The organism is Fictibacillus sp. UD (assembly GCF_043558025.1).
Taxonomy (GTDB): domain Bacteria; phylum Bacillota; class Bacilli; order Bacillales; family Fictibacillaceae; genus Fictibacillus.
In genome coordinates, this window is record NZ_JARUHH010000018.1 from 1 (window position 1) to 17,690 (window position 17,690).

Here is a 17,690-nt window from a genome sequence, read left to right on the forward strand (position 1 = left end):
CGTTCCCATACCGAACACGGAAGTTAAGCTCTTCAGCGCCGATGGTAGTTGGGGGTCTCCCCCTGTTAGAGTAGGACGTCGCTAGGCAAATGAGGAAGATGGATGAAAATCCATCTTCTTTTTTTGTGTTACGAAAAGATTGAGGGATCTAGAAAGAGAAAAAAGGAAGAAGATGGCCTCAACCATCTCCCATCACGCTATATTCTTCAGCAAAAGCTCCCAAAATCCAACCAAAAGCAACTCGATCAGCTCTTACAACGACCATCCAAGCATGAATTTCAATAAAACACCACTGATCTCGCCTTACAAACCCCTCTACATCAACCCAACTAAACATAATTCCACGGTAATCCTATTTTTATTCACGGTAATCATCCATATATTCACGGATAAGCTTCATAATTTCACAGATAAAATTTTTTATCGAATTTTTGACACCCATCGACTTACCGCATTCATCTAAAGCTCACTCACGTCTCCTCAACCACGCAGAACACATTGCACATCCAACAACAACATACTTTCACAACTAACCAGACACAACTAACCATCGCCAGATCTCTAAACAAATCCCAATCCCCTCATATCCATCCCCCTCCAAAATCACTATCTTTTCGACAGAATCATACAGGTTAGGAAGAGGAGCATGAGGCAATAATGGTGGATAGAGATTTGCATTTTCGGAAAAAAGCAGGCTATAATAATGTTATAGTCAAAGTTAGTCAAAGTTAGAAGGGGGAGGGGAAATGAGAAATATTTCAGATGTAATTGAAAATTACTTAAAGCAAATTCTCTCAAGCTCGAATGATCCGGCCATCGAAATTAAAAGGACGGATATTGCCGAAAGGTTTCAATGCGTGCCTTCTCAAATAAACTACGTGATAAATACGAGATTTACGATTGAAAAAGGATTTGTAGTGGAAAGTAAAAGAGGTGGAGGCGGCTATATTCGGATCATGAAGGTCCGTACCGAAAGCTCTGCTCATCTAATTGATCACTTAACCACCTTAATTGGTGAAAGGATATCGCAAGGCAACGCAGAAAATGTAATAAAGAGACTTATGGAAGAGACGATTGTTTCCGAACGGGAAGCGAGGCTAATGCTGAGCGTTATGGATCGTTCTATTTTAAAGCTTAATCTTCCGCATCGAGATGAATTACGTGCAGAACTTTTAAAAGCTATGATAAAAACGTTAAAATACCGAACCACATAGCCCTTTTTTTCATTCTATATAAAAGGAGGGAGCAGAATGAATTGTGAAGAGTGCCATGAACGTGAAGCTTCATTGCATTTTACCAAAATCATAAATGGAGAGAAAACGGAATTTCACATTTGTGAACATTGTGCCAAAGAAAAAGGAGAATTCATGCCGGGGTCGAATTCATTTTCCATTCACCAATTGCTTTCTGGTCTTTTACACGGTGATGGACATGTCCCAAACACCCCATCATCCAACTTCATTCCGCCCTCGTTAAGCTGTGAAAAATGCGGGATGAGTTATTATCAGTTTGCTAAAATTGGCCGTTTTGGATGTGAAAACTGCTATAAGGCGTTTGATTCCAAACTGAATCCGATCTTTAAGAGGGTTCATGGCGGTAATACCTTACATGCAGGAAAGATTCCTCTGCGGGCAGGGAGCAGCATTCAAGAAAAAAAACAGCTTCAGCAATTAAAGCAAGCTTTGCAGCAGTATATATTAAATGAGGAATTTGAAAAAGCTGCTGAAACAAGAGATATCATCAGAGAAATCGAACACCGCTTGGAACAGGGGAGGGATTCGTAACCGATGTCTTTAGAACGATTTATCAGTGACGCAATCAGTCCCTGGATGAAAAGGGAAGGACCTGAATCAGATATTGTTCTCTCAAGCCGTGTCCGACTCGCAAGAAATATTCATCAGTTTGTTTTTCCCATCGCAGCAGACAAAGAATCAGCTCATGAAGTGATAGCTTCCATTTCTTCTTGCATGAATGAAGAAAATGACGCAGCTGAAGCAGAAAATTTTGAAATGCTGATGATGGAGAAGTTAAAACCTATTCAAAAACGGGTACTTGTTGAGAAACATCTTATAAGTCCCAATCTAGCAGAACAAGCGAAATATGGTGCAGTACTCATGAATGACGATGAGTCAGTCAGCATCATGCTGAACGAAGAAGATCATATACGCATTCAATGTTTAGCACCAGGTTTTCAGTTAGAAGAAGTGCTTCATAAAGCCAATGAAATAGATGATTCCATTGAAAAAAGTGTGGATTATGCGTTTGATGAAAAACGCGGTTATTTAACAAGCTGTCCGACAAATGTAGGAACGGGACTAAGAGCTTCCGTCATGATGCATCTTCCCGCACTCGTCCTCACTAAAAAGATGAGCCGGATTATACCGGCGATCAACCAGCTGGGATTAGCTGTAAGAGGCATATATGGTGAAGGGACAGAAGCACAAGGAAACATTTTTCAAATCTCGAATCAGATGACACTTGGTAAATCTGAAGAGGATATAATGGAAGATCTCGCAGGAGTAGTTACGCAGGTCATCCAGCAAGAACGTGCAGCTCGTAAACAGCTGCAGGATGGATTGAAATTACAGCTTGAAGACAAGTTATTCCGTTCGTTGGGAACGTTGGAGAATTGCCGGATCATCCAATCAAAAGAAGCTGCAAAATGTTTATCAGATGTACGGCTTGGCATTGATTTAGAGATTTTACCCGGCATATCAAAAACAATCCTAAATGAACTTATGATACTTACACAACCGGGTTTTCTTCAACAATATGCAGGTGAAGTTCTAACTCCAGAAGAACGTGACATAAGAAGAGCCACATTAATCAGAGAAAGAATAAAATTGGAAAACCGATAAGGAGCGTGACGAGTATGATGTTTGGCCGTTTTACTGAGAGAGCACAAAAAGTTTTAGCGTTGGCACAAGAAGAAGCAATTCGATTAGGGCATAACAATGTGGGAACAGAACATATCTTACTTGGCTTGATTCGGGAAGGTGAAGGAATTGCAGCCAAAGCTCTTCAAGTTCTAGGTTTAGGACCTGAAAAAATTCAAAAAGAAGTGGAAACGTTAATCGGCCGCGGACAGGAAGCTGTTCAAACGATTCATTATACACCTCGTGCAAAAAAGGTAATTGAACTATCCATGGACGAAGCTCGTAAACTAGGGCATTCGTATGTAGGTACTGAACATATTTTATTAGGCCTGATTCGTGAAGGGGAAGGCGTTGCAGCTCGTGTATTAAACAACTTAGGAGTAAGCCTGAACAAAGCACGTCAGCAAGTTCTTCAACTTCTAGGAAGCAATGAATCTTCTTCTAGTCATAGAGGATCTTCAGCAAGTGCAAACACGCCTACGCTAGACAGCCTGGCTCGTGATTTAACGGCGATTGCACGTGATGGTTCACTTGACCCGGTAATTGGCCGTTCAAAAGAAATTCAGCGTGTTATTGAGGTGTTGAGCCGTCGTACAAAGAACAACCCTGTACTGATCGGTGAGCCTGGGGTAGGTAAAACAGCTATCGCAGAAGGCTTAGCACAGCAGATCATCAACAATGAAGTCCCAGAAACACTGCGTGATAAGCGCGTTATGACGCTTGATATGGGAACAGTTGTCGCGGGTACAAAATATAGAGGTGAGTTTGAAGACCGTCTGAAGAAGGTAATGGATGAGATTCGCCAGGCGGGCAATATCATCCTATTCATCGACGAACTTCATACGCTAATCGGTGCAGGTGGAGCAGAGGGTGCGATCGATGCATCCAACATCTTAAAGCCCGCTCTTGCTCGTGGTGAACTGCAATGTATTGGTGCAACAACACTCGATGAATATAGAAAATATATCGAGAAGGATGCAGCGCTAGAGCGCCGTTTCCAGCCGATTACGGTTAATGAGCCGACAAAGGATGAAAGCATTCAAATCCTTCAAGGACTTCGCGATCGTTATGAAGCGCATCACCGTGTGACGATTACTGATGAAGCGATCGAGGCATCTGTTCAACTTTCTGATCGCTATATCTCCGACCGTTTCTTACCGGATAAAGCGATTGACTTAATTGACGAAGCTGCATCAAAGGTTCGCCTTCGTTCGTACACAGCTCCTCCGAACTTAAAGGAGCTCGAGCAAAAGCTGGAAGAAGTACGTAAAGAGAAGGATGCTGCTGTTCAAAGCCAAGAGTTTGAAAAAGCTGCTTCACTCAGAGATTCTGAGCAGCGTCTTCGTGAAGAATTGGAAAAAACGAAAGATGTTTGGAAAGAGAAACAAGGAAAAGAAAATACAGAAGTAACACCGGAAGATATCGCGCAAGTTGTATCTTCATGGACAGGAGTACCTGTATCCAAGCTGGCAGAAGAAGAAACAGAACGTCTTCTTAAGATGGAGGAGATTCTGCATGACCGATTAATCGGCCAGACTGAAGCGGTATCTGCCATTTCTAAAGCCATCCGAAGAGCACGTGCAGGGTTGAAGGATCCGAAACGTCCGATCGGCTCATTCATCTTCTTAGGACCAACAGGTGTTGGTAAAACGGAGCTTGCTAGAGCCGTTGCTGAGACATTGTTTGGTGATGAAGATGCGATCATCCGTATCGATATGTCCGAGTACATGGAGAAACATACAACTTCTCGTCTCGTTGGTTCGCCTCCGGGATATGTAGGACATGAAGAAGGCGGCCAATTAACTGAAAAAGTTAGAAGAAAGCCATACTCAGTTATCTTGCTGGATGAGATTGAAAAGGCACATCCAGAAGTGTTTAACATCTTGCTGCAAGTGCTAGAAGACGGTCGTCTGACAGATTCAAAAGGCCGTACTGTAGATTTCCGAAACACGGTTGTCATCATGACTTCAAATGTTGGGGCGAGCACGCTTAAGCGTAACCGTTCACTAGGTTTTGCGGTTCACAACGAAGGTCAAAAATACAACGATATGAAGTCTAAAGTTATGGATGAACTTAAGCGTGCATTCCGTCCTGAGTTCTTAAACCGTATTGATGAGATTATCGTGTTCCATTCTCTTGAAAAAGAGCACTTGCTAAGAATCGTGACGCTAATGGCAGATTCACTCAAGAAGCGCTTAAGTGATCAAGGGATTGATATTGAGCTGACACAAGCAGCTCTTGAAAAGATTACAGATGAAGGTTACGATCCAGACTACGGAGCACGTCCGTTGCGTCGTGCCCTTCAGCGTAAGATTGAAGACCGCTTATCTGAAGAGCTTCTTAAAGGAAATATTAACAAAGGGCAAACCGTTAAGATTGATGTGGAAGAGAACGATTTTGTCGTTCAAACGGTCTAACCATCTGAATATATGAGGATATCCTACAAAAAACCCGGAAGGCAGTCATGTCCTCCGGGTTTTTGTCGAAATAATCTTTGCGTTTCGCCTTTTTTTGCAGAGCCTAAATGGAAGTAGTTGTTAGGTTTTATGTTATGATATTAGTGAATAAATCTTTATATTTTCAGCATTTAACTTTTTTATTAAAAGTTCTGTTTGTTAGAGAATTTTGTTGTCTGTGATGCAGATACAATGTAGCTCTTGAAAGCAGTTGATTTCCGCTCCAGGCTGCTCGCTTTCCGCGGGGCAGGCGGTGAGCCACATTCGTACGTTTCACTCTTAAGTGTCTCACCTGCCCGCCTGTCCCGCAGGAGTCTCGCATCCTTACGCTCCAATCAGCTTTTCAATGAAGTTCTTGAAAATATTCTTCAGAGCAACTACCTTTTTAGAGAAAAGCTTTGAGAAGTATAGACACTGCTCCAGAGCAATCCAAAGGACAACAAAGATTTTAAAAATAAGCTAAGTAAATAGATGGAATTTTTAGTGTATGTGAAGTTTGAAAGAGGAGTTTTTTAGATGGCTAAAGTAAAATCAATCTTTCTTTGCCAAGACTGCGGTTATGAATCTCCAAAATGGATGGGGAAATGTCCGGGATGTCATGCATGGAATACGATGGTGGAAGAGACCATTCGTCCTGAAAAAGCCGTACGGGGTTTGAGTTCTGGCGGAGATACGAAAGTAAAGCAAAAACCTCAGTCAATAGCGGATGTGAAAAGCGAGCAAGAGCCTCGCATACCTACAAACTATCAGGAATTTAACCGTGTTTTAGGTGGAGGTATCGTTCCGGGTTCAATGGTTTTGGTTGGTGGAGACCCTGGAATCGGGAAATCTACTCTTCTTCTGCAAACATCAGCTCAGCTCGCTCAAAAAGGAGAACGTGTTCTTTACATATCTGGTGAGGAATCTGTTAAACAAACAAAATTGCGAGCAGACAGGCTCGATATCGACGCGAAAGATCTGTTTGTTTTAGCAGAAACAGATTTAGAGCTTATTGAGCAGGCAATGGCAGATGTGATGCCATCCGTTATGATTATTGACTCCATTCAAACCGTTTATAGATCTGAGGTAACATCAGCACCGGGGAGTGTTTCGCAAGTACGAGAGTGTACCTCGCATTTGATGCGAATGGCGAAAACAAAGGGTATTGCTGTATTTATCGTTGGACATGTTACAAAAGAAGGGAATATCGCGGGACCGCGTCTTCTAGAGCATATGGTGGATGCAGTACTGTATTTTGAAGGTGAAAGACATCATACTTTCCGTATATTAAGAGCTGTGAAAAATCGTTTTGGTTCTACAAATGAGATCGGTGTTTTTGAAATGAAAGAAGAAGGGCTTGAAGAAGTACTGAATCCTTCTGAAATCTTTTTAGAAGAACGTTCAAAAGGAGCAGCGGGTTCAACGGTAGTAGCTTCCTTAGAAGGTACTCGCCCTATGCTTGTAGAGCTTCAGGCTTTAATATCACCTACAAGCTTTGGTAACCCTAGAAGAATGGCTACCGGAATCGATCATAACCGTGTTTCACTGCTTATGGCCGTTTTAGAAAAGCGGGTGGGGCTGCTGCTTCAGAACCAAGATGCTTATTTAAACGTAGCAGGCGGCGTCAGGCTGGATGAACCGGCGATCGATCTGGCGGTTGCAATCAGCATTGCGTCAAGCTTTCGGGATTCACCCACAAAGCCTACAGATGTTATGATTGGAGAAATAGGATTGACGGGAGAGGTTCGGCGAGTTTCCCGTATCGAGCAGCGCGTACATGAAGCTGCAAAGTTAGGTTTTACGCGTGCTATTATACCTGATAAAAATATCGGTGGCTGGACGGTTCCAAAAGGGATCAAGGTCGTTGGTGTATCTACCGTTTATGAGGCATTACAAGCAGCGTTAGGAGGGTAAAGCAAATTATGGACCATGCGATTAAAGAAGCAATCATAAGCCAAATGCTACAGCTTGTTGCTCCTGGTACCCCGCTTCGGGAGGGAATTGACAATGTTTTACGAGCAAATACAGGCGGACTGATCGTTGTTGGCTATAACGATAAAGTAAAAGAAATTGTTGATGGTGGTTTCTCCATCAACTGCAAGTACTCACCAGCATCATTATACGAGCTTGCAAAGATGGATGGAGCGATCATTTTAAATGAAGACGCGGCTAAAATTTTATATGCAAACACACAGCTGATCCCTGATACGGTTATTCCATCAACCGAAACGGGTATACGTCACAGAACGGCAGAGCGTGTAGCTCGGCAAACAGGCAACCTCGTAATTTCCATCTCACAGCGCCGAAATGTTATCACGCTTTATCAAGGGATGATCCGGTATTCCCTAAAAGAGATCGGTGTAATCTTAACGAAAGCCAATCAGGCGATCCAAACACTTGAGAAATATAAAGTTGTGTTTGATCAAAGTGTTACGAATCTCGGTGCGCTAGAATTTGAAGAATTGGTGACTTTCCAAGAAGTTACACAAGTTATTCACAGAATTGAGATGGTTTTACGCATAAAAAATGAGATTATTAAATATGTTAATGAACTTGGTGTTGAAGGCAGGCTCATTAGAATTCAGATGGAAGAACTCGTTTCCAACATTGAGGAAGAAGCTCTCCTTTTAATTAAAGACTATATGAAGGACCGGGAAAGTGATCCATACGCGATTCTTCGCCAGTTGAACAAACTTTCCTCTGAAGAATTGTTTGATGAATCTGTAATTATGAAACTTTTAGGCTTCTCAGCCGGTATGAATATGCAAGATGAGACGATCCATCCGCGTGGATACCGCATTCTTGCCAAGATTCCAAGGTTGCCAGCTGTTATTATTGAAAATCTAACAGATGCATTTAGTAACCTTCCGCAGATCTTACGTGCCTCTATCGATGAGTTGGACGAGGTCGAAGGTATTGGTGAAATCCGTGCAAGGAAAGTAAAAGAAGGATTAAAACGAATTCAAGAACAGCTTTTTGTTGATCGTCATATCTAGTTTTTATGTAAATTCTGTTTTTGCACGTTTTTAATACGGTCATTTTGTAAATAATGATTAAGGGAGGTGAATCAGGCATGCTAAAAAGAATTGTTCAACTATTTTTTATCGTAATAGGGGGCATGCTAGGCTATCTTTATATACCAGATCTCATTCGTGTACTTAATTTTGGTGATTTGCCGAATCAAGTAACATCCCCATATGTCGGGGCAGTGATTGGTGCACTTATACTATTTTTATCTACATTTTGGCTGTCAGATTACGTAGTAGGATTAATACGCTGGGCAGAGGAAACGGTTGTAAAAGCCCCTGCGACCGATCTATTATCAGGAACGATGGGACTGATTATTGGATTGATTGTGGCATTCTTAATTCAGTCGCCGCTTAGCTCTATGGATATTGTGGTTGTCAGTTCGATTCTTCCGATTGCTATTACGTTCCTACTTGGTTACCTGGGTTTTCAGGTCGGTTTTAAAAAGAGAGATGAATTGATTCAGCTGTTCTCTTTGAACCGCCAAGGAAAAGAACGAAAGAAAGAGACTGAAATTGAGAAACCGCATGGCAAGTATAAGATTCTTGATACAAGCGTTATTATCGACGGAAGAGTGGCAGATATCTGCCAAACTGGTTTTTTAGAAGGTCCGCTAATTATTCCTCGTTTTGTTCTAGAAGAGCTGCAGTATATTGCTGATTCTTCTGATGTATTAAAACGTAACAGAGGACGCCGTGGACTGGATATTTTAAATCGCATCCAAAAAGAGCTTTCTATGAAAGTTGAAATCTATGAAGGTGATTTTGAAGAGGTAACAGAAGTTGACAGCAAGCTTGTCAAATTGGCTCAATTATTAACCGGGGTCGTTGTAACAAATGACTTTAATCTCAATAAAGTATGTGAACTGCAAAACGTTGCTGTACTTAACATCAACGATTTGGCGAATGCGGTAAAACCAGTTGTTCTTCCTGGCGAAGAGCTTGTTGTTCAAGTGATCAAAGATGGAAAAGAGCAGAATCAAGGTGTAGGCTATCTGGATGACGGTACGATGATCGTTGTAGAAGATGGGCGAGACTATGTCGGAAAAACGATTGATGTTGTTGTAACATCTGTTCTCCAAACATCTGCTGGCCGAATGATTTTTGCCAAAAAGAAATTATTAGAAAAAGCATTGTAACGAACGGTGGGGAAGCACGTGAACTATTGGACAGTTATTCCTGCTGCCGGACAAGGGAAACGAATGAATGCCGGGATCTCTAAACAATGGATAGAGCTATTAGGAAAACCGGTCCTTGCACATACACTTGATGTGTTTGAGAAAGATCCTTCGTGTGAGGGTGTCGTTCTTGTCGGAAGTGAACAGGAATTAAAACAGATGCAGCAATTTGTACAAACGTTCCAATATACAAAAGTGCGCCAAATCGTTCCAGGCGGAAAAGAACGTCAGCAAAGTGTGTATGAGGGCTTAAAGCAGGTCCCGGAAGAAGCGGACCTTGTTCTCATTCATGATGCAGCACGTCCTTTTATCACTCATGATTCTATTCAACAACTTGTTAACGTAGCCTCAGATTCTGGTTCTGCCGTGTTAGCTGTTCCGGTGAAGGATACGGTAAAGAAAGTTGTTCGGGATCAGGTGGAAGAAACGATCGACCGTTCCAGCTTGTGGGCTGTTCAAACCCCGCAAGCTTTTCGTTTTTCTATCGTAATGAAAGCACATGAGAAAGCGGATGTAGAAGGGTTTGTTGGAACGGACGACGCAAGCTTAGTGGAACGAATTGGAGAAACAGTCGCTATTGTAATGGGAGACTATCATAATATAAAATTAACTACGTCTGATGACTTGTTGTTTGGACAAGCCATTTTGTTAGACAGACAGGGGGAAAAGCATAATGCGCATCGGACAAGGTTTTGATGTACATGCCTTTTGTGAAGGCCGTCCTTTAATTATTGGCGGAGTAACGATTCCTTATGAAAAAGGACTTTTAGGACATTCTGATGCTGACGTTCTTTTGCATGCGATCACAGATGCATTGCTTGGAGCAGCGGGTGAAGGGGATATCGGCAAACACTTCCCAGATACAGATCCTGCATACAAAGACGCAGATTCAAAACACCTGCTCTTGGATTCTTGGAAACTCGTTCAGAAAAAAGGCTACGCTTTAGGTAATATAGATTGTACGATCATCGCACAAAAACCAAAGATGCTGCCGCACATTGAAGAGATGCGCAGCGTGATCGCTGGGATTTTTGATGTTGATGTAGACAGAATTAACGTAAAAGCTACTACAACTGAAAAGCTAGGTTTCCCTGGACGCGAAGAGGGAATCGCAGCCCAAGCGGTTGTGTTGATTGAGAAGGCTATTCTCTAAAAGATTTTTGCTTTTGAGGCATTACGTTCACGGTCTTCTCTGATAAAGTTGAATGGAGTGGAAGGTGGGAGACTCCTGCGGGACAGGCCGGCAGGTGAGACACTTATACGTGAAACGTACGAATGTGGCTCACCGCCTGCCCCGCGGAAAGCGAGCACCTGGAACGGAAATCAACCACTTTCAAAAGCATTATAATTTAAGTAAAAAAATTTATAGAGGTGAAACAAGATGGCAAATGAAGTTCGAGTGCGTTATGCACCAAGTCCAACAGGACACTTACATATAGGGAATGCACGTGCAGCTCTATTTAATTATTTATATGCACGCCACACCGGCGGAAAGTTTATTATCCGCATTGAAGATACGGATCAAAAGCGCAACATTCAAGGCGGAGAAGAGAGCCAGCTGAATCATTTGAAATGGCTCGGTATGGATTGGGATGAAAGTGTTGATATTGGCGGCGACTACGGGCCTTATCGACAAATGGAGCGATTGGACCTTTACGAAAAGTACACAGATGAGCTTCTTTCAAAAGGTCTGGCATATACATGTTATTGTACGGAAGAAGAGCTTGAGGCCTCACGTGAAGAGCAGATGGCTAAAGGGGTTACACCTGTATATGACGGGCGCTGCCGTAACTTATCTGTTGAAGAAAAGGCAAAACTTGAAGCAGAAGGAAGACGTGCTAGCATTCGTTTCTTGGTGCCGCAAGATCGTACGATTACGTTTGATGATATGGTCAAAGGGGAAGTTTCGTTCGAATCAAGCGGATTCGGTGATTTCGTTATCGTTAAAAAAGACGGAATCCCAACGTATAATTACGCGGTTGTAATTGATGATCATGAGATGGCAATCTCTCACGTTTTACGGGGAGATGACCATATCTCAAACACGCCTAAGCAGCTTTTGATCTATGATGCGTTAGGTTTTGAGAAGCCGAAATTCGGTCATACAACATTGATCGTCAATGAAAACCGAAAGAAATTAAGTAAGCGTGACGAGTCTATTGTTCAGTTTATTGAGCAGTACAAAGATTTAGGGTATCTTCCCGAAGCACTGTTCAACTTTATCGCACTATTAGGATGGTCACCAGGTGGAGAAGAAGAGATCTTCAGCCGTGAGCAGTTTATCGAAATCTTTGATCCGAACCGTCTGTCTAAAGCACCTGCCGTGTTTGATACCCAGAAGCTGGAGTGGCTTAACAACCAATACATGAAACAGCAAGATGTAGACCGAATCGTTGAACTTTGCATGCCTCATCTTGTTAAAGCGGGAAGAATTTCTGAAAATCCAAGTGCAGAGGAACAAGAGTGGGTAACAAAACTTGTGGCTCTTCATCAGGAAAAAATGAGCTATGGCGCTGAAATCGTGGACTTGACAGAACTGTTCTTTAAAGAAGAGATCGAGTACGAAGGAGAAGCACTTGAGGTATTGCAGGGTGAAGGTGTTCCATCCGTTATGCAAGCATTCTTAAGCCAGGTTGAAAACAGTGAATCGTTTGAAGCAGATGATATTAAAGCGATGATGAAGGCTGTTCAAAAGGAAACAGGACAAAAAGGCAAGAACTTGTTCATGCCGATTCGTGTTGCAACGACAGGACAAACGCATGGTCCAGATCTGCCGGCAGCTGTTTCTCTTCTAGGAAAGAGTGTTATCGTGAAACGCCTTAATGCTGTACTTACTCAAATTAATAAGTAATAAAAGTACACATTTTGCAAAGATTATAATATAGTAAAAGAAACTTATATTTAAACGTAAAACGCAGATGAGGAAAGTAGGCTAGCGCTTTTTCATAGTAGAGAGAACCATCACCGGCTGAAAGTGGTTCATGGAAATGCTTGCTGAAGTGCCCCTCGGAGTCCCTTGCCGAAAGTTGAGTAGGTTTGGGCGGTAACTCCCCGTTACGGAGCTTAAGGGAACAGGTACGATATCACGGCCTGTTAAACAGAGTGGAACCGCGTCTATCAGTACGTCTCTGTGTCAAATTTGGCACAGGGGCGTTTTTTATTTTTTATATTGGTTGTTATCTAGAGGATTGTCTGGTGGATTTAGCTTTCCTTCATTGACAAGTTGATTGGAGCGTAGGGTGCGAGACTCCTGCGGGACGAGTGGGACAGGTGAGACTCCTAAAAGCGCAAAGCGCTAGGAGGCTCACCGCCCGCCCCGCGGAAAGCGAGCGACCTGGAGCGGAAATTAACCACTTCCAAGAGCAACATTGTATTTACTGCAAAAGTTTCAAATCTTTATGCAAGGAGGTTGAGAAGCATGTTTTCAGCCATGAAGGAAGACATTCGGGTTGTTTTTGAGAAAGACCCAGCTGCAAGAAGCTCGTTCGAAGTATTCTTAACATACTCCGGACTGCATGCGGTATGGGCCCATAGACTGGCACATAAACTATTCAAACGAAACTGGCTGTTTTTAGCACGACTAATCTCTCAGATCAGCCGCTTTTTTACAGGTATTGAAATACATCCAGGTGCACAGATTGGAAGACGTTTCTTTATTGATCATGGAATGGGCGTCGTTATCGGTGAAACATGTATCATCGGTAATGATGTGACACTGTATCAAGGTGTGACACTGGGCGGTACCGGAAAAGAAAAAGGAAAAAGGCATCCTACACTAGAGGACCACGTGCTCGTCGCCACAGGGGCGAAAGTGCTGGGGAACATCACGATTGGGAAAAACTCAAAAGTCGGAGCGGGTTCAGTCGTTTTACAAAACGTACCGCCTGACGCAACGGTAGTAGGGATTCCTGGAAGAGTCGTAATTAAAGACGGCATTAAAGTCGGATGCGAACTTGACCATCGGGATCTTCCAGACCCAGTAGCGGATAAATTTAGAGAATTGCAGCTTGAAATGAAAAAGTTATGTGAAGAACTGGAAAGAATGAAAAGAGGGAGTGATTCTTAATGAGCATAAAAATTTATAACACGATGACACGCCAAAAGGAACTCTTTGTACCTTTAGAAGAAGGCAAGGTAAAAATGTATGTGTGCGGACCGACCGTATACAACTACATTCATATCGGTAATGCCCGGCCAGCTATCGTGTTTGACACGGTTAGAAGATATCTAGAATATAGAGGCTTTGATGTACAATTCATCTCCAACTTCACTGATGTTGATGACAAACTCATTAAAGCAGCAAATGAAATGGGCAGTGATGTTCCGACGATCGCTGAAAAGTTCATTAATGCCTATCATGAAGATACATGCGCATTAGGCGTTCAAAAAGCAGATGCACACCCACGAGTAACTGAAACGATGCCTGAGATCATTGAATTCATCGAGAACCTGATTAAAAAAGGCTTTGCTTATGAAGCAGCGGGGGATGTTTATTTTAAAACGCGCTCGTTTAATGGTTATGGTAAGCTGTCTCACCAATCGATTGATGACTTAAAATCTGGAGCAAGAATTGAAGTAGGCGAGAAAAAGGAAGATCCGCTTGATTTCGCATTATGGAAAGCAGCAAAAGAAGGCGAGATCTATTGGGAGAGTCCATGGGGCAAAGGCCGTCCTGGCTGGCACATTGAGTGCTCTGCGATGGCGAAAAAATACTTAGGTGACTCAATTGATATTCATGGCGGCGGGCAAGATTTAGCGTTTCCGCATCACGAGAATGAGATAGCTCAATCTGAAGCGTTAAATGAAGCACCGATGGCTAAATATTGGATGCATAATGGGTATATTAATATCGACAACGAAAAAATGTCCAAATCACTTGGGAATTTTGTGCTGGTTCATGATCTTGTAAAGCAGCAAGATCCGCAGGTTATCCGATTCTTTATGCTGGCGGTCCATTATCGTAACCCAATCAACTTCAGTCAAGAGTTATTGGAAGCGGCTAAAGCTGGTCTGAACCGAATCCGCACGTCATACGGTAACTTAAAACATCGCCTGACGGTTTCTGCAGACCTTTCTCTCGATACAGAAAAATGGAGTCAGTTTGTTAAAGAAACAAGAGAGAAATTTATCGCTGATATGGATGATGATTTCAACACAGCGAATGCCATCTCTATTCTTTTTGATTTTTCACGAGAAGCGAACGTGTATTTACAAGAGAAGAACACTTCAAAAGCAATTATTACAGAATTCATTGCTCTGTTCGATGAGCTTGCTGGTGTGTTGGGGCTGACTCTTCATAAAGAAGAGGAATTATTAGATGAACAGATTGATGCTCTGATTCAAGAACGGAACGAAGCGCGTAAAGAAAAGAACTTTGCTCGCGCTGATGAAATACGTGATCTGTTGAAAGAACAGCACATTATTTTGGAAGATACCGCACAAGGTGTACGGTGGAAAAGAGATAAGTAATGAAAATAACAGATTCAGATATCAAACAATTGAACGGGACCACGCTTGCTTACATGGGTGATGCGGTTATGGAGCAATTCGTACGTGAACATCTGATCCGAAACGGTCAGGTGAAACCGAACAGGCTTCATGTATCAGCAACTAAATTTGTTTCGGCAAAAGCTCAGGCAAGCATGGTCGTTCAGCTGCTCGAAGAAAACTATTTTACAGATGAAGAAGTCGCTGTTATTAAGAGGGGGCGCAATGCTAACCAAGGAACTGTCCCGAAAAACACGGATGTTCAAACGTATAGGCATGCGACCAGCTTTGAGGCGATCATCGGTTATCTCTATCTGTTAAATCAGCATGACCGTCTTAAGAACATGATGGAATATGTGTTAACAGATAATTTTAATAAAGGGGAGGTCTAAAAGATGAGTGAAGCAAAAGACCAAAAAGAACAAGAACTGATCATTGGGCGAAATCCGGTTATGGAAGTACTGCGATCCGGCCGTGATATTAATAAAATTTTTGTAGGTGAAGGTTCTCAAAAAGGACCGGTAAGCACGATCGTTTCGATGGCTAAAAAGCAAAACGTTCTTGTGCAATATGTACCAAAACAGAAGCTGGATTCATTGAGCGGAGGAGGCAATCACCAAGGTGTTATCGCAGGTGTTGCAGCGTACTCTTATGCGGATATCGATGATTTATTTAAAATTGCTGAAGAGCGCGGGGAAGAGCCGTTCTTTATTTTATTGGACGAGCTGGAAGATCCTCATAACCTTGGTTCGATCATGCGTACAGCCGATGCAGTGGGAGCTCATGGCATCATCATTCCGAAAAGACGTTCTGTAGGTTTAACGGCAACAGTAGCGAAAGCTTCAACAGGAGCGATTGAATACATTCCGGTTGTTCGTGTAACCAATCTCGTTCAGACGATGAAAGAATTAAGAGATCGAGGCATGTGGTTTGCCGGTGCTGATATGAAAGGGAAAGATGACTACAGACAAGCAAAATGGGACATGCCGTTAGGTCTTGTGATCGGAAGCGAAGGAAAAGGGATGGGAAGACTCGTTTCAGAAACATGCGATTTCCTTGTTCAGCTTCCAATGAAGGGTAAAGTAACTTCACTTAATGCTTCAGTTGCTGCCAGCCTTTTGATGTATGAAGTGTACCGCAACCGCAATCCGCTAGAAGCGCGAAAATGAAAACCCGCCACTATTTGATTGTTGATGGCTACAACATCATTGGCGCATGGCCCGAACTTCGGAGCTTAAAAACATCAGACTTTGCGAAAGCAAGAGACATGCTGATCGAATATATGGCAGAGTACCAGGGAACAACAGGGTATCAAGTAATTGTTGTATTTGATGCCCACCTTTCTCCCGGCACAGAGAAAAAGACCCAAAATCATCGTGTGGAAGTGATCTTCACACGTGAGAATGAAACAGCGGATGAACGGATTGAACGGCTGGTCGGAGAATTAAAATCGATTGATACGCGTATTTACGTAGCAACCTCGGATTCAACAGAACAGTGGCAGATCTTTGGTAAAGGTGCACTTCGAAAATCCGCCCGAGAATTAAAGAACGAAATGGATGAGATTGAAAAGCACATCCATGTGTCAGTTGGCGAGCGGAAAAGAAAACAAAACTCATCATCTATCCTTCTTTCAGACGAAATTGCCGAAATATTTGAAAGATGGAGAAGAGGTCAAAAATAAGGAATGTTGACGCTTTTGTGAATTATGAGCTATAATATTGCTATATTTTGCCGGTAAAAACCTGGTGGGGGGATTTGTCGTGAACATAGATCTCAAGGAACTGTCAGTAAGCGATTACGAGCTCATGGAAGATGAAAGCCTTGTGGAACTGGTTCATGAGGGGGACAGCGCAGCACTTGAATATTTGATTAACAAGTATAAGAATTTTGTTCGTGCGAAAGCAAGATCATACTTTTTGATCGGTGCAGACCGTGAAGATATTATTCAAGAAGGCATGATCGGGCTTTATAAAGCGATTCGTGATTTTAAAGAGGACAAGCTGTCATCCTTTAAAGCTTTTGCCGAACTATGTATTACGAGGCAAATGATTACCGCTATCAAAACGGCAACCAGACAAAAGCACATTCCGTTAAATTCTTATGTGTCGTTGGACAAGCCCATCTATGATGAAGAATCTGACCGTACACTGATGGATGTTATTTGCGGTACAAAAGTCACTGATCCTGAAGAACTGATTATCAACCAAGAAGAATTTGATGATATTGAAGTGAAGATGGGAGAAATATTAAGTGACCTGGAACGAAAAGTTCTCATGCTGTACCTAGACGGAAGATCATACCAGGAAATCTCAGTGGATCTCGACAGACACGTGAAGTCGATCGACAACGCGCTTCAGCGAGTGAAACGTAAATTAGAGCGTTATTTAGAACTAAGGGAAATATCATCTTAAGAGCGGGGATTGTTCCTGCTCTTTTTCTTTTGGTGTTGTCGTTGAAAAATGTTGATTTCCGTTTCAGGTGCTTCGCTTTCCGCGGGGCGTACGGTGAGCCACTTGCCGCTTTGCTTCCTAAGTGTCTCCACCTGACCGCTCGTCCTAGCCGAGAGTCTCACACCTTACACTCCAATCAACTTATCAAAGAAGCCAAAGAAATATGAGAGATAACGACAAGCCCTAAGAAAAATTTCGTCTTAGTATGGATTTAAAACTAAGTTTAGATGAGATA

General features: G+C 42.5%; 19 protein-coding genes, 1 rRNA gene and 1 other annotated feature. Of the genes, 18 read left to right on the forward strand and 2 right to left on the reverse strand.

The genetic code is table 11. The features are described 5' to 3' along the window. Positions 1-87 (forward strand): 5S ribosomal RNA (gene rrf, locus P8610_RS18005); the annotation flags it as partial. A gap of 91 nt (positions 88-178) precedes the next feature. Here rrf and P8610_RS18010 read toward each other — a convergent pair. Beyond that, positions 179-337 carry a hypothetical protein gene (locus tag P8610_RS18010; protein ID WP_394605687.1) on the reverse strand — a complete coding sequence of 53 codons (159 nt, stop codon included), beginning with the start codon at positions 335-337 and terminating at the stop codon, positions 179-181. A 409-nt stretch (positions 338-746) separates the two neighbouring features. On the opposite strand from P8610_RS18010, the gene P8610_RS18015 reads away from it, so the two are divergent. Genes P8610_RS18015 through clpC form a run of 4 tightly spaced genes read left to right on the forward strand, consistent with a single transcriptional unit; the run spans position 747 to position 5,293 of the window. Then, positions 747-1,214 (forward strand): CtsR family transcriptional regulator, encoded by a 468-nt coding sequence (locus P8610_RS18015; protein ID WP_066238057.1) that lies wholly within the window; start codon positions 747-749, stop codon positions 1,212-1,214. A gap of 36 nt (positions 1,215-1,250) precedes the next feature. Beyond that, positions 1,251-1,784 (forward strand): UvrB/UvrC motif-containing protein, encoded by a 534-nt coding sequence (locus P8610_RS18020; protein WP_289497541.1) that lies wholly within the window; start codon positions 1,251-1,253, stop codon positions 1,782-1,784. 3 nt (positions 1,785-1,787) lie between these two features. After that, positions 1,788-2,858: a protein arginine kinase gene (locus P8610_RS18025; protein ID WP_394605688.1), complete on the forward strand. Its 1,071-nt coding sequence runs from the start codon at positions 1,788-1,790 to the stop codon at positions 2,856-2,858. Between the two features lie 14 nt (positions 2,859-2,872). Next, the gene (clpC, locus tag P8610_RS18030) at positions 2,873-5,293 is read left to right on the forward strand and encodes an ATP-dependent protease ATP-binding subunit ClpC (protein WP_289497539.1); all 2,421 of its coding nucleotides are present in this window, start codon (positions 2,873-2,875) and stop codon (positions 5,291-5,293) included. A gap of 163 nt (positions 5,294-5,456) precedes the next feature. Here clpC and P8610_RS18035 read toward each other — a convergent pair whose 3' ends face one another. Beyond that, a complete protein-coding gene (locus P8610_RS18035; RefSeq protein ID WP_394605689.1) occupies positions 5,457-5,654 on the reverse strand; it encodes a hypothetical protein in 198 nt (65 codons plus the stop codon). 194 nt (positions 5,655-5,848) lie between these two features. On the opposite strand from P8610_RS18035, the gene radA reads away from it, so the two are divergent. From radA to sigH, 13 genes are all read left to right on the forward strand, one after another. Further along, entirely contained in the window at positions 5,849-7,225 is a 1,377-nt protein-coding gene (radA, locus tag P8610_RS18040) for a DNA repair protein RadA (protein ID WP_289497538.1), read from the forward strand. An 8-nt stretch (positions 7,226-7,233) separates the two neighbouring features. Beyond that, on the forward strand, positions 7,234-8,307 hold the full coding sequence (disA, locus tag P8610_RS18045) for a DNA integrity scanning diadenylate cyclase DisA (protein ID WP_066238042.1): 1,074 nt from the start codon (positions 7,234-7,236) through the stop codon (positions 8,305-8,307). A 77-nt stretch (positions 8,308-8,384) separates the two neighbouring features. Beyond that, complete coding sequence (locus tag P8610_RS18050; protein WP_066238039.1) at positions 8,385-9,476, forward strand: PIN/TRAM domain-containing protein; 1,092 nt, start codon at positions 8,385-8,387, stop codon at positions 9,474-9,476. An 18-nt stretch (positions 9,477-9,494) separates the two neighbouring features. Beyond that, positions 9,495-10,211, forward strand: coding sequence for a 2-C-methyl-D-erythritol 4-phosphate cytidylyltransferase (gene ispD, locus P8610_RS18055; protein WP_394605690.1), 717 nt, complete (start codon positions 9,495-9,497; stop codon positions 10,209-10,211). Further along, positions 10,186-10,668, forward strand: coding sequence for a 2-C-methyl-D-erythritol 2,4-cyclodiphosphate synthase (gene ispF, locus P8610_RS18060; RefSeq protein WP_394605706.1), 483 nt, complete (start codon positions 10,186-10,188; stop codon positions 10,666-10,668). Before ispD ends, ispF begins: the two co-directional genes overlap by 26 nt. Positions 10,669-10,732: 64 nt before the next feature. Beyond that, the gene (locus P8610_RS18065; RefSeq protein ID WP_394605691.1) at positions 10,733-10,954 is read left to right on the forward strand and encodes a hypothetical protein; all 222 of its coding nucleotides are present in this window, start codon (positions 10,733-10,735) and stop codon (positions 10,952-10,954) included. After that, positions 10,897-12,366, forward strand: a complete 1,470-nt coding sequence (gltX, locus tag P8610_RS18070) for a glutamate--tRNA ligase (RefSeq protein ID WP_394605692.1) — start codon at positions 10,897-10,899, stop codon at positions 12,364-12,366. Before P8610_RS18065 ends, gltX begins: the two co-directional genes overlap by 58 nt. Positions 12,367-12,421: 55 nt before the next feature. Then, positions 12,422-12,648, forward strand: a binding site (T-box leader). 234 nt (positions 12,649-12,882) lie between these two features. Further along, complete coding sequence (cysE, locus tag P8610_RS18075) at positions 12,883-13,581, forward strand: serine O-acetyltransferase (RefSeq protein ID WP_394605707.1); 699 nt, start codon at positions 12,883-12,885, stop codon at positions 13,579-13,581. Continuing rightward, complete coding sequence (cysS, locus tag P8610_RS18080) at positions 13,581-14,984, forward strand: cysteine--tRNA ligase (protein ID WP_394605693.1); 1,404 nt, start codon at positions 13,581-13,583, stop codon at positions 14,982-14,984. Before cysE ends, cysS begins: the two co-directional genes overlap by 1 nt. Further along, positions 14,984-15,394, forward strand: a complete 411-nt coding sequence (locus P8610_RS18085; RefSeq protein WP_289497534.1) for a Mini-ribonuclease 3 — start codon at positions 14,984-14,986, stop codon at positions 15,392-15,394. The genes cysS and P8610_RS18085 overlap by 1 nt, the downstream gene beginning before the upstream one ends. A gap of 3 nt (positions 15,395-15,397) precedes the next feature. Next, on the forward strand, positions 15,398-16,171 hold the full coding sequence (rlmB, locus tag P8610_RS18090) for a 23S rRNA (guanosine(2251)-2'-O)-methyltransferase RlmB (protein ID WP_394605694.1): 774 nt from the start codon (positions 15,398-15,400) through the stop codon (positions 16,169-16,171). Then, positions 16,168-16,686, forward strand: a complete 519-nt coding sequence (locus P8610_RS18095) for an NYN domain-containing protein (RefSeq protein WP_289497532.1) — start codon at positions 16,168-16,170, stop codon at positions 16,684-16,686. Before rlmB ends, P8610_RS18095 begins: the two co-directional genes overlap by 4 nt. 79 nt (positions 16,687-16,765) lie before the next feature. Further along, positions 16,766-17,416, forward strand: a complete 651-nt coding sequence (gene sigH / locus P8610_RS18100; protein WP_066238011.1) for an RNA polymerase sporulation sigma factor SigH — start codon at positions 16,766-16,768, stop codon at positions 17,414-17,416. Positions 17,417-17,690: the final 274 nt, after the last annotated feature.